Below are 12394 nucleotides of genomic sequence, written 5' to 3' on the forward strand. Positions count from 1 at the left end.
ACCTCTCCCGGACCGGCGACGCTGCGGCTGCTGCCTCGGCGCCGTTGCCCCCGGAAGTCTCTCCCGGACCGCTGCCCCGCCCTGGTGACGCTCAGTGTAGGCATCGGGGGAGCTGGCCGGGAATCGTAGGATGACTGGGCAATCGGAGGGAGCGCCCGCCGGGGCGGCTCGCTGCTGCGTGAGAGGAGTCCGGGTGGTACTGCGTGCCGCGGGACGGCAGTCCCTCGTCGATACGGTCGTCGCTCAGCTACGCGACCAACTCGCCGACGGGGAATGGAAGGTGGGCGAGCGCATACCCACCGAGCACGCCCTCGCCGAACAGCTCGAGGTCGGCAGGAACACCGTCAGGGAGGCCGTACGCGTCCTCGTCCACGCCGGGATGCTGCGGTCGCGGCAAGGCGAGGGCACCTTCGTCGTCTCGGCCTCCGACGCGGGCGAGGTGATGCGGAGCGTCCAACGAGCCGGTGTACGCGACGTGTTGGAGCTCCGGATCGCGCTGGAGACCGAGGCCGCACGGCTGGCCGCCGCACGCCGGCAGCCGGCCGACATCGCGCGGATGCGGGAGGCGCTCGAGACGCTGGGGACGCACGTCGACGGTGAACAGCGCCCCCGGGCGGGGCAGTACGAACTCTTCGCCGAGCAGGACACCGCGTTCCACGTCGCACTCGTCGAGTCGGCGCACAACGTCGCGCTCAGCGCCACGTACCGGTGGCTGAGCGGCTCCGTGCGCGACGCCCTCCTCACCTCGCTCCGCGAGACCCGCCGTCCGTCGCTCCGCGACGAACAGACGCTCCCCCTGGCACCGCGCGACCACGCGGCGGTGCTGGAGGCGATCGAGGCCGGAGACCCCGAGCGTGCGGAGCGGGCGATGCGGGCCGTGCTGGAGGAGCCGCGGCGGGTCGTGGACGAGCTGCTCGACGGCGGCCCAGCGGCGTGAAGCGGCCCGCGGCCCGGTCGACGGGCCCGGAACTCCGGTGCGGCTGACGCCCGTCCGGCCGCCATCCGTACGACGTGGAGGAGAGGACCGCACGCACATGGCGACAGAGGCGGACAGCGCGGAGAGAGCGACCGGCGCCGCGCACGCGACGGCGTCACCCCCCGATACCGGGCGGAGGCCCGAGTGCGCTGCCCGCCACCGAACGCCGGACGACGCGCGGCCGGCCGGGCGCCCGCCCGTCGGCGCAGGGCCAACGCCCTTCCGAGGGGGCCTGTTGCTCCTCGTCGGTGTGGTGCTCGCCTTCCTCGACCTGCGGGCCGCGCTCGGCGGCGTCGCGCCCGTGCTGGGGGAGATCTCCGACAGCTTCGGGATGACGGCGACCGTCGCGAGCCTGGTGACCACGCTTCCCGTACTCGCCACGGGGCTCGCCTCCGCGCGCGCCGTGGCTGGAGCGGAGGCTCGGCACGGAGGCGGTGCTCGCCGGGTCGCTCGTGCTCCTCGACGGGGCGTCGCGCTGCGCCGTGGCGCCGGAGATGGCGGCGCTCTTCGGCGGGTGCGCGCTCGTCGGGGCGAGCATCGCCCTGCTCAACGTGCTGATGCCGGGGCTGATCAAGCGCGAGTTCCCCGACCGCGAGGCCGGCATGACCGCCGTCTCCCGACGCGCATGATCCTCGGCGCAACGGTCTCGGCGGCGCTCGCGGTGCCGCTCGGACGGCTGCTCGGCGGGTGGCGCGGCTCGCTCCTCTCCTGGGCCTTCCTTGCTGCGGTCGCCGCGCTCCTGCGGCCGGTCCGGGTCGCCGTCGCGCGGCGTGGTCGACGGGGTGGTGGGCGACGGGCGCGGGCCGGTGGCGTCTCCGGCGGGTCACGGCGGACGGGGGCGGCTCCGCTCCCAGCGGCGCCGTCATGCGGTGTGGTCGCGTCGAGGCCGGTGCGAGCGGAGTCCCGGGGCCGGCACCGGCGGCCCGGGGCAACGGGCGCACGCTCGGGCGCAGTTGGCTCGTCTGGGCAGGTCACGCTCTTCATGGGCTTCCAGTCGATGATGGTCTGCCTCGCCATGGCCTGGATGCCGACGATCCTCACCGACGACGGCACGTCGGGGCGGACTGCCGGTCTTGTCTTCCCTTCTCCACGCTGATGCAGATGCTGGGCACCTTCCTCGTTCCGACGCTCGCCGGCCGGATGCGGGACCGACGGCTCCTCGGCGTCGTGGTGTCGTCGCTGATGGCAGCCGGGGTGACCGGCCTGCTGGTCTCGCCGTCCGGCGGCGCGTGGGTGCGGGCCGGACTGATCGGGACGGGGCAGGGCGGGGCGCTGGGGCTCGCTCTCACCCTCATGGTGCTTCGCTCGGCGGACTCCGCCACCACGGCGCGGCTCTCCGGCATGTCCCGGACCTGGGCTATCTCCTCGCCGCGGCAGGCCCGTTGTCGCTCGGCGCCGTCCATGAGCTGACCGGCGGCTGGCGGGTGCCGATCATGCTGATGCTGGGCGTGTGCGTGACCCTCGGGCTCTTCGGGCTGGGCGCGGGGATGGACCGGACGGTGGCCGTCGGCGAGTGAGGCGGTGACGGCTGCGGCGTGCGTGGCCCCCGGCGGGCGAGCTGGTCGGAGTGCGGGAGTGTCCGGCCACCGTGCCGAGCCGGACGTCGGGGCCGGACTACCGGCGTCCGCGGCCTCGACGGGCGGCTGTCGCAAGCGCGTTGGACAAGTCCGGCGGAGCTTCCCACCTCGCTCGCCGCTGCGGGTCCGATGGTGGTTCGACACCGCTGATGAGTACGCGTCCGGCTCCGTGCGACCAGGAACAGCCGCAGTACGCGGGCGGATTGGCGTCGCTGGGCAGGTTGTTCGCGGAGACCGCCGCCACGCTGAACGAGGTGGTGTCGAGGTGGGTGGCGAGGACAATGCGAAGTGGACGACGGCCGGTACACGCCCGCCCGGCATGCTCTTCAGGAGTTGCGCGACGGCGGAGTCGTCGCCCCGCTCGCTCGGCGGCTTGGGCGCGTTGCCCCCCGCCGGTGGTCTGGTGGAGGGCATAGCTGGAGAGGGCGCCGAAGAAGAACATGATGCCGGCGCAACTTCCGGCGACGAGACCGGCGATCGTCCGGCGGATGGTGCGTCCCTCGGGGACGCGCGTGACGACTGCCACGCCCGGCAGGTAGGGCGGCCACAACCATCCGTCCGGGCGGATGGTCCGTATGAGGCCTTGGCAGGGCGGTTTTTCAGGACTTCAGGGCGAGTCCCCGCTCGTCATGGGAAGCGGCGGGCCACGGGCGCCGCGAGCGGCTGTGCGCGTGCTGGAGCCAGTCGATGATGCCGTCCCGTTCGGCGTCCAGGCTTTCCCAGTCGACTGCAAGGTCCGGCTTGCCGGTACGCCGAAGGAAGGCAGGGAGGTCCTGGAGCTGTTCCCGTATCCAGGCGACGGGGTCGGCCGTCAGGGCGGAGTCGAATACGCGGTCTCCGGGCTCGCCGTCCTCGACGGCCGGGTGCCAGTGAACGCGGTCGCCGCGCCCCGGCCCGGACTCCAGCAGGTCGAGACGGCAGAACGCCGGCTGCACCGTCCAGCGGTCAGAAGCGTAGATGCTGCCTTCCCGATGTTCATCCGCGACGCGGAACTCGATCCGCAACCCCCGCTCCCGCACGTCCGGACCCGTCTCGGCCGGGTCCACGAAGTCGATCTCCTCAGCCGTGATCGCCAGTTGTCCGAACTTCCAGGCTATTTGCATCTCGGTTCCTCCTCGTGATGATCCCCGCAGGGCGTTCGCCTGGCCGTGGCCGGGAAGCCGTCTGCCGCTCCTGCCCCACACTCGGGGAAGCCGCCTTGTCGCCCTCCGGGCCGGTGGGCACCGGGCCCCGGTTCCCGCCGCGACGGCAGCGGTCGACCGGGCGTCATTGTCGACAATCGACGGTGGATAATCAACTCAACCCTAGGAGGTCACCGCATGGCCAAGTTGGTCCAGGTCTCGATGAAAGACCGGCTCGCGGCGGAGATCCGGTCGAAGATCCTCTCCGGCGAGCTCAGAGCCAAGACGCGTCTGACTGAGCAGATGTTCGCCGACGAGTACGGCATCAGCCGTTCGGTGGTGCGCGAGGCGATGCTCGTCCTGGAGCTCCAGGGGCTGATCGTCTCCGTCCCTTACAAGGGCTCGGAGGTGGCGTCGGTCTCCAGGGAGGAGGTCGAGGACCTTCTGCTGCCGGTGCGCGTACAGGTGGAGCAGTTCGCTCTGCGCACCGCCCTGGAAAGCTATGACGCGGCCTACTTCGAGCGCTTCGACCGGGTGCTGGACGACATGCAGCAGGCGGTGGCCGGCGAGAACGTGGAAGCCTTCAACGACGCCGACATCCGGTTCCACGCACTGATCGTGGGCGCTGCGGATTCCGAGGCCGTCCGGACCATGTGGGAGGCCATCCACATGCGCATCCGTATGCATCTGGCGCTCCAGACCGGCCGCACGGGCGCTCTGGAACAGTTCCTGCAGGACCACCGGGCTCTCGTCGAGGTACTCCGCACCGGGGACGCCGAGGAGAGCGCCCGCGTGATCGAGGAGCACATCATCGGATCGAACCGGCCCTTTCTCCGCGTCTTCGACGAGGAACAGGGAGCGTAGTCCGTACGCGGTGGCCGGCGCGGAAGTCCTGCCGGTGGGGAGCGGCGAACTCAAGTGGTCAGCGCATCACGCTTTTCGGGAGGTCGGCGCAGGGAGTGCGACAGCCATGAGTCCTGCGCGAGTGATGGTCGAGCGTGGGTGATTGCGTCCGGGTCGGCCTGGCCGAACGTGCGGAAGTCCGGGAGGTGCGACCGAAGCAGCCGGCGCGTACTTGTCGCCTTGCTGGTTTCCCCGTGTGGAGACGGCTTTCGTCGTGTAGTGCGGTCTAACTCGCCTGGGACACCGGCGTCTTGGGCCGGGACCGAGGGTTCCGCTCTCCCCCGGGACGGCAGCGGCGGCGTGGCTTTCCCGGCGCGTCGGCGCTGGACCGAGTCCCCGTACGACGTGATCGGGCTCGTCGCCTTTCGCCTTGTTGCCGCGCGGCCGGTGGCTCTCTTTGTGCGCTGCGGCTCAACTCGCCTCGCGCCTCGACGGATTGAGCCGCGCCCGAGGCGTTCGGCCGTCGGCGCGGCTCCCCCGGCGGCGGCCGTGCGGCGTTCCGCCGGACGCGGGCCCGAAGGGGCCGCCCGCGCCCGGCCGTTGGTCGACGGGCGCGCGGCCCTTACGCCTCCCCGGCCTGAGGGCTCAGCGTCCGCAGCTTGCGACCTGCGAACCAGCCGCCGAGTACCGTCACGACCACGAGCAGCACGACACCGGCGACGGGGCCGACGCTGGAGCTGACCCCCGTACCGTCGGCGGCGATCCGCTCGGCGAGGGAGAGCCCCCACTGCTGGACGCTGAGCACGCGCGCCCCCGGCACGACGCTCCCGACGAGCGCCTCCCAGATGAGCGCGTACACGAGGCCGATGACGACGGCGTGCCTGGTCACGGTGCCGAGCAGCAGGAAGAGCGCGCTGTAGGCGACCGAGGCGAGGGCGGAGGCGACGGCGAACGCCACGGCCAACTGCCCGCTGTTGCCGTTGAGTACGAAGCCCGCGAGGAGCATCGGCACCGCCGTGAAGACGACCGAGACGCCTATCGCCACGATCAGCTTGCTGACGATGATCGTCGGTCGCTTCAGCGGTTTCGCCAGGAGGTAAAGAACGGAGCCGTCCTCGATCTCCGGTGCGATTGCGCCGGTTCCGGCGATCACGCCGATCAGCGGCACCATCGTGGCGACGCCGAAGCCCGTGAGGAGATTGGCGGTGACGGCGTCGTCCGCGCCGACGGTGGCGCGCACCAGCGCCGCGATCACCAGCAGGAGCAGTGGCAGCCCGCTGAGCAGGAACACCCGGCGGCGTCCGAGGAGCCCTCGGTAGGTGAGCCGGGCGACGGTGGGGTCGAACATCGCTGCTTAGTCCCTTCAGGCCGCGACGAGGTACGAGAAGACGCTCTCCAGGGACTCGTCCGAGGGCGAGACCGTGTGGAGCCTGATGCCCCGCTCCGCGGCGAGCTTCGGCAGCACGGCCGTGAACCGGCCGAAGTCGACGGCCTGGATGCGCAGAGCGTTCTCCGCCTCGTCGAACTCGATGCCCGAGGTGCACGCGTCCGCTATGAGCGCCGCGGCGAGTGCACGGTTGTCGTCGGAGCGGACCAGGTAGCGATGGGGGCGGTCGGTCATCAGCCGGCGGATGCGGCGGAAGTCGCCGCTCGCTGCGTGCCGGCCGGCGACGATCACCTCGATGTGCGAGGCGAGTTGCTCCACCTCCTCCAAAATGTGCGAGGAGAAGAGCACCGTCCGGCCCTGCTCGCCCATCTGCCTGAGCAGCTCCATGAGGTGCATGCGCTGACGCGGGTCCATGCCGTTGAACGGCTCGTCGAGCAGCAGCACGGACGGCTCGTGGACGAGCGCGGACGCCATCTTGACCCGCTGGCGCATGCCCTTGCTGTAGGTCGAGATACGGCGGTCCTGCGCGTGCTCCATGTCGACGGTGGCGAGCGCCCGGTGGGTGGCAGCGCCGGGGTCGGCGAGCCCGTGGAGCTCCGCGTTGGCGAGGACGAATTCCTGCCCCGTGAGGAAGTCGTACATCCCCTCGGCCTCGGGAACGAGCCCGAGGTGCGAGTACGCCTGCTCGTTCCGCCAGACCGCGGCGCCGTCGAGCGTCACCGAGCCGTTGGACGGCGCGAGGAAGCCCGCCATCATGTTGATCAGTGTCGACTTGCCTGCGCCGTTCGGGCCCAGCAGACCTGTGACGCCGGGCGAGACGTCGAAGGTGACGTCGTTGACGGCGACGACGTTGCCGAACCAGCGCGAGGCGCCTTCGATGTGCAGGGTGGTCACAGTCCGGCCTTTCGGTAGCGGCGCAGCAGAAGGAAGTAGCTTCCTGCTATCAACGCGGCGGTGAGCAGCAGGTAGACCGCGCCTTCGCCGAGCGGCGGCGTCCGGCCGCCAGGGAAGGTCGACCCGCCGCCCAGGAAGGTGGCCTGGATGCCGTCCATCAGGCTCCCCGGCGAGGCGAGGCCAATCCAGCCGGTGACCCCCAACGCGTCCTGGTCCCAGGCGATCCCCTGGAGCGCGCTGACGAGGAAGTACGGCACGGTGAAGGCGACGATCACGCCCGCGACGCCGAAGCCCCTGCGCGGAGTGTGCGCCGCGATGGCGGCCGCTATCCCGGCGTGGAGGACGGAGAAGAGCGCGCACATCACCAGGCCGAGGGCGAAGTTGCCGGTCTGATCGGCGAAGTCGAGCTTCGCCAGCAGGGCGCCCGCGTAGAGCACGACCGCCGGCACGGCGGTGAAGACGAAGAGCGCGGCGGCGAGCGCACCGTACTTCGCGGTGACGTACTCGCTGCGCTCCAGCGGTCGGGAGAAGTACAGCGGTGTGGTGCGGTGGCGCAGGTCGAGCGAGATCGCCTGCGGTGCGGCCGCGGCGAGGAAGATCCCGATGACCGGCTGCATCGTCAGGACGTACTCGGACTGGCTCAACGGCAGGTCGGACGCTTCGGTGACCACGGTCACGGCGACGACGATGGCCGCCGGCAGCACCATCACGGCGAAGAGGCACATCGGCAGGACCTTCGACTTCGCCGACCTGCCGAGGCCGTAGACACCGCGGAGCGTCTGCACCAGCAGCGAGCGGAGTATGTAGCCGCCGCCGAGGCGCCGGCCCGTGTAGTTGCGGTAGCCGATGTCGTGGATCGAGGCCGCGGAGTCGCCCGTGCCGGGCGCCACTCCGGCAGGGGCGCCGGTGCCCGCCGCTCGTGCGTCAGGTGGCGTGTTCGGGGTGTTCAACGTCGCCTCCCGGCAGCTGTCTCGGTGGTTGCCGGCGCGTTCTGCGGCGGGACGGCCTCCGTCCCCTCGGTTGCCTCCCCTTCGGTGAAGACCTCGGAGATGCGGTGCCGGCGCTGTTCCATGCGGACGAGCCCCAGGCCGAGTTCGGCGACCGTGTCGCGCACGGTGTCCTGGACGGCGCCCTCGGCGTCCGCCTCGACGGTGAGCAGCCGGGGCGAGCCCGGTGCCGAGGAACCCCCGCGCGTGACACTGAGACCGGCCGCCCCGAGCGCGGTGTGCAGCGTCTCGGTGCCGTCGGGATGGGCGTCGGTGTCGGTGACCTCGACGGTGAGTGCCGCTGCCTCGCGAGTGAACTCCCGGGTGGCGGAGGCGCGGAGAAGCCGGCCGCCGTCGATGACGACGATCTGGTCGCAGGTCCGCTCCAACTCCCCCAGCAGATGCGACGTGACCAGCACCGAGATGCCGAACTCCGCGTGCACCCGCCGGATCAGCGCCAGCATCTCGTCCCGGCCGACGGGGTCGAGGCCGTTGGTCGGCTCGTCGAGCAGGACGAGCTGCGGATCGTGCACGAGGGCCTGCGCGAGTTTGACGCGCTGCTTCATGCCCGTCGAATAGCCCCCCATGGCGCGGTACCGCTCCTCGTGGAGGCCGACGTGGCGCAGGATGTCGGCGGTGCGCTCGCGCGCGTCGTCCGGCGGCAGCCCGGACATCCGTGCCAGATGGACGACGAACTCGGTGGCGGTGACGTCCGGGGGCAGGCAGTCGTGCTCCGGCATGTAGCCGACACGTTCCCTGATCGCTCGGCCCTCTCGCGCCACGTCCAGTCCGAGGACGGTGGCGCTTCCCGTGGTCGCGGGCGAGAGACCCAGAAGGATCTTGATCAGGGTGGACTTGCCGGCGCCGTTGGCGCCCACCAGGCCGGTTACTCCCGGTGCGATGCCGACGGTCAGCCGGTCCAGCGCGGTCACTTCGGGGAACCGCTTGCCGAGGCCGTCTGTCGCAATCACATTCACATCGACGACGCTAACCGCCTCGGAACCGTGTGGCGTCCGACGAACGGACCGGTCCCGCAAGCCCTTTCTCCGCCGTAGGTCGTACCCGCCCCTACGGGACCTGCGACGAAGCGAGGAGCGCCGCCCGGAGCGGTCCGCTCCGCCGTTCCGAAGGTTCACGCCCAGGAGTGGCGGAGTTATCCACAGGCTGTGGCGCCTCCCTTGACTCTCTCAGACGGCGTTGTCACATTCATCGGTGTCAACGTCGCGGCTGTGCGGTGGTCGGGCCAAGTCGGCCCGGCGGCAACGTAGTTCGAGCGTGGCTCCTGGTCGGTGAGGGGCAGCTCCTCGGCCGGGGCCGTGCCCCGCGGCGCGTAGCGGGCCAGGCCGGATGTGTGCACCGGCGCGGGGCCGCGCGGGGCGACGGGAAGGGCGAGCGACCGGTCAGCGGTGCGGGGCGGTGCCCCGCGAGAGAGCGAGGTGGGGAGAGTGCGGAAGGCGACGAGGCGCCCCGAGGGCGCCGTCCTGCTGAAGGGAGCGCGCGAACGCCGGGTGAGCAGCGGCGACGTGGAGCTGTGCGTGGCCGAGCTCGGCGATCCGAGGCGGCCGACGATCGTCCTGGTGCACGGCTACCCGGACAGCAAAGAGGTCTGGTCACTCGTGTCCGAGCGGTTGCAGGAGCGGTTCCACGTGGTCCTCTACGACGTCAGGGGCTGCGGCCGCTCCACCGCTCCCAAGCCGCTCCGCGGCGGCTTCACCCTGGAGAAGCTCACCGACGACTTCCTCGCGGTCGCCGACGCGGTGAGCCCGGGCGAGCCCGTCCACCTCGTCGGCCACGACTGGGGATCGGTGCAGGCATGGGAGTTCGCCACAGCGGAGCGGGCGTCGGGGCGTATCGCGAGCTTCACCTCTGTCTCAGGGCCCTCGCTCGACCACCTCGGCCACTGGATGAAGCGCCGCGCCACGCGCCCCACCCCGCGTCGGGCGGCCCAACTCCTCGGCCAGAGCGCGAAATCCTGGTACGTCTACCTGCTCCACACCCCCGCACTCCCCGAAATCGCCTGGCGTGGAGCGCTCGGCAAGGGTTGGCCCAAGATCCTCAAGCGTCTTGAGAAGGTCCCCGCCGGCCCGTACCCGACGCCTTCGCTCCCGCGCGACGCCTCGCACGGAGCCTGGCTCTACCGGGACAACATCCGCACCAGGCTCCGCCGCCCCCGCCAGGACTGCTACGCCCACGCCCCGGTGCAACTGATCACCCCCACAGGCGACATCTTCCTCAGCCGGCACGTCTACGACGACCTCGACGAGTGGGCACCCTCGCTGACGCGCCGCACCCTGCCTACGAGGCACTGGGCCCCCCGCACCAGGCCGGACCAACTCGCCTCCTGGATCGAGGAGTTCGTCGACGCCCGGCATCGCGGCCGGACGTCGGAGCCCGCCGAGGAGCCGCGCAGCCCGCACGCCGACAGGTTCGCCGGGCAGCTTGTGCTCGTCACCGGTGCCGCGAGCGGGATCGGGCGCGCCACTCTCTTCTCGTTCGCGGAGGCGGGCGCGCGCGTCGTCGCCGTCGACCGGGACGCCGAGGGTGCTGCGCGGGCCGCCGACGCGGCCAGACTGATCGGCGCTCCCCGAGCCTGGTCGGAGAACGTCGACGTGTCCGACGCACAGGCGATGGAGGAGCTCGCGGAGAAGGTCGCGCAGGAGTACGGCACCGTCGACGTACTCGTCAACAACGCCGGCATCGGGGTCACGGGCTCCTTCCTCGACACGGAAGTCGAGGAGTGGCAGCGCACTCTGGACGTCAACCTGTGGGGCGTCATCCACGGCTGCCGGCTCTTCGGTCGGCAGATGGCGGAGCGCGGACAGGGCGGACACATCGTCAACACCGCCTCGGCCGCGGCCTTCCAGCCCTCGCGCGCCCTTCCCGCGTACGCCACCTCGAAGGCCGCCGTGCTCATGCTCTCCGAGTGCCTACGGGCCGAGCTGGCCGGCCAGGACATCGGAGTCTCCGCCATATGTCCGGGCATCGTCAGCACGGGGATAGCCGGCACCGCTCACTTCGTCGGCTCGGACGAAAGGGAGGAGGAGACCCTCCGCCGACGCACTTCCCGCCTGTACCGCATACGCAACTACCCACCGGAGAAGGTGGCGCGGGCCGTGGTGCGCGCGGTCGTCCGCAACCAGGCGGTGGTGGCCGTGACCCCGGAGGCCCGGAGCGCCCGCTTCCTCTCGAAGGTGTTGCCCAGATCGCTGCGTGCGTTCGCGAGGGTGAATCCACCGATCGGAGCCTCCAAGCAGGGCCTGGCCAAGGGGTTTGAGCGCACGGGGAGGGAGCGGGCCTGAAAGGCACACGCCGGCTTGCCTCCACCCCGGGCCGGCGGATGGTCGGAGCCCCGGTGGGACGGCCGCCGTGGCTGTCCGCCCGCCACGAGCGGCGGTCGGTGGCCGGCTGCAAGGCCGCCAGGTGCGGTCCGTCGTCGACGACCACGAGGGCTGTCGGGCGGCAGCCACCGGACGCGCCGACGCGCTTGTTGTGGAGACTGGTTGCACCAGCCCGTGAGGACGGCCCGTGAGGAGAAGGGAGACCCGATGGCGGAGACCGAGTACCGCATAGAGGACCTGTCGCAACGCAGCGGCGCCACCGTGCGGACCATAAGGGCCTACCAGGATCGCGGTCTTCTCCCCAGGCCGGAGCGCCGCGGTCGGGCCAACGTCTACGACGACACCCACCTCGCGCGGCTGCACCAGATAGCGGACCTCCTGGAGCGCGGATACACGCTGGCGTCGATAAAGGAGCTGCTCAGCGCCTGGGACGAGGGCCGGGGCCTCGGGGGAGTGCTCGGCCTGGTCGCCGAGGTCGAGGGGCCGTGGACCGACGAAGTCTCCGGCAGGGTCTCGCGTGCCGAACTCGACGCGCTCTTCGAGGGAGGCCGACACGACGAGGCCGTCGAGGAGGCGGTCGCCCTCGGGGTGCTCGTACCGGTCCCCGAGGCACCCGGCGACTTCCTCGTGCCGAGCCCGCAGGAGCTTGCCGTCGCCGCCGAACTCCACCGTGCCGGTGTCCCGTTGCTCGCCGTCACCGAGCATCTGCGGGAACTGCGAGGCCAGATGGAACACATCGCGGCCCGGTTCCTCGACTTCACCAACGAGCACGTCTTCATCCGCTACCTGGCGGGCCGCCCGGGGGAGGAGGACGCTGCCGAGGCCGCCGAACTCGTGCGGCGCCTCCGCCCGCTCGCCCAGCAGGCGGTGGAAGCCGAACTCGCCCGCGCCATGCGTCTTCTCGCCGCCCGCAACCTCCGCGACCACTTGCGGTCGGCCGCCGCGGCACCCTCCCCGAGCGGGGAGCGTCTCGTTCCCGTGCGCCTGCCGGCGGGCACCGTGGAGGCGGTCGGCCGCCTCGTCGGTGAGAAACACGTCGGGGAGTTCCTCACGGCGGCAGCCGAACGCGAGGTCAACGCACGCACGATGGACCACCTCACGGCCAGCGGCCCGGAAGTCGACGCCTCGTCCCGGGCGTCGCAGCCCGCGGACGGCTAGCAGCCGGCACGCGGTACGCGTTCGTCGGTCGCACCGCACCCGCCCGCTGCCCCGCGTCGTGCCGCACCGCGCCCGCCCGCTGCCCCGCGTCGTGCCGCACGCGCCCGCCCGCTG

Annotated in this window: 11 protein-coding genes; 6 read left to right on the plus strand and 5 right to left on the minus strand. The window is 71.6% G+C overall.

Annotation, left to right across the window (positions count from 1 at the left end; genetic code table 11):
- Nucleotides 1–193 precede the first annotated feature (193 nt).
- The 3 genes from UWG_RS0106030 to UWG_RS33330 all read left to right on the plus strand — a co-directional run bounded on the left by UWG_RS0106030 (nt 194) and on the right by UWG_RS33330 (nt 2386).
- The gene (locus UWG_RS0106030; RefSeq protein WP_016906304.1) at nt 194–937 is read left to right on the plus strand and encodes a FadR/GntR family transcriptional regulator; all 744 of its coding nucleotides are present in this window, start codon (nt 194–196) and stop codon (nt 935–937) included.
- Between the two features lie 473 nt (nt 938–1410).
- Nucleotides 1411–1605: a hypothetical protein gene (locus UWG_RS34090; RefSeq protein ID WP_029391207.1), complete on the plus strand. Its 195-nt coding sequence runs from the start codon at nt 1411–1413 to the stop codon at nt 1603–1605.
- A 472-nt stretch (nt 1606–2077) separates the two neighbouring features.
- Nucleotides 2078–2386 carry an MFS transporter gene (locus tag UWG_RS33330; RefSeq protein WP_193386414.1) on the plus strand — a complete coding sequence of 103 codons (309 nt, stop codon included), beginning with the start codon at nt 2078–2080 and terminating at the stop codon, nt 2384–2386.
- Nucleotides 2387–3152: 766 nt separating this feature from the next.
- On the opposite strand, the gene UWG_RS29540 is transcribed toward UWG_RS33330, so the two are convergent.
- Nucleotides 3153–3656 carry a hypothetical protein gene (locus tag UWG_RS29540; protein ID WP_016906307.1) on the minus strand — a complete coding sequence of 168 codons (504 nt, stop codon included), beginning with the start codon at nt 3654–3656 and terminating at the stop codon, nt 3153–3155.
- A gap of 216 nt (nt 3657–3872) precedes the next feature.
- On the opposite strand from UWG_RS29540, the gene UWG_RS0106060 reads away from it, so the two are divergent.
- Nucleotides 3873–4538 carry a GntR family transcriptional regulator gene (locus tag UWG_RS0106060; RefSeq protein WP_016906308.1) on the plus strand — a complete coding sequence of 222 codons (666 nt, stop codon included), beginning with the start codon at nt 3873–3875 and terminating at the stop codon, nt 4536–4538.
- 601 nt (nt 4539–5139) lie between these two features.
- Here UWG_RS0106060 and UWG_RS0106065 read toward each other — a convergent pair.
- The 4 genes from UWG_RS0106065 to UWG_RS0106080 are packed head-to-tail and all read right to left on the minus strand — an operon-like array spanning nt 5140 to nt 8755.
- Entirely contained in the window at nt 5140–5865 is a 726-nt protein-coding gene (locus UWG_RS0106065; RefSeq protein ID WP_016906309.1) for an ABC transporter permease, read from the minus strand.
- A 15-nt stretch (nt 5866–5880) separates the two neighbouring features.
- Nucleotides 5881–6798, minus strand: coding sequence for an ABC transporter ATP-binding protein (locus tag UWG_RS0106070; RefSeq protein WP_016906310.1), 918 nt, complete (start codon nt 6796–6798; stop codon nt 5881–5883).
- Nucleotides 6795–7748: an ABC transporter permease subunit gene (locus tag UWG_RS0106075; protein ID WP_420235614.1), complete on the minus strand. Its 954-nt coding sequence runs from the start codon at nt 7746–7748 to the stop codon at nt 6795–6797. The genes UWG_RS0106070 and UWG_RS0106075 overlap by 4 nt, the downstream gene beginning before the upstream one ends.
- The gene (locus UWG_RS0106080; protein WP_016906312.1) at nt 7745–8755 is read right to left on the minus strand and encodes an ABC transporter ATP-binding protein; all 1011 of its coding nucleotides are present in this window, start codon (nt 8753–8755) and stop codon (nt 7745–7747) included. The genes UWG_RS0106075 and UWG_RS0106080 overlap by 4 nt, the downstream gene beginning before the upstream one ends.
- A gap of 474 nt (nt 8756–9229) precedes the next feature.
- On the opposite strand from UWG_RS0106080, the gene UWG_RS0106085 reads away from it, so the two are divergent.
- Complete coding sequence (locus UWG_RS0106085) at nt 9230–11083, plus strand: SDR family oxidoreductase (protein WP_016906313.1); 1854 nt, start codon at nt 9230–9232, stop codon at nt 11081–11083.
- A gap of 246 nt (nt 11084–11329) precedes the next feature.
- Nucleotides 11330–12280 carry a MerR family transcriptional regulator gene (locus UWG_RS0106090; RefSeq protein WP_016906314.1) on the plus strand — a complete coding sequence of 317 codons (951 nt, stop codon included), beginning with the start codon at nt 11330–11332 and terminating at the stop codon, nt 12278–12280.
- Nucleotides 12281–12394: the final 114 nt, after the last annotated feature.

The organism is Streptomyces xiaopingdaonensis (genome assembly GCF_000262345.1).
In the GTDB taxonomy this organism is placed as follows: domain Bacteria; phylum Actinomycetota; class Actinomycetes; order Streptomycetales; family Streptomycetaceae; genus Streptomyces; species Streptomyces xiaopingdaonensis.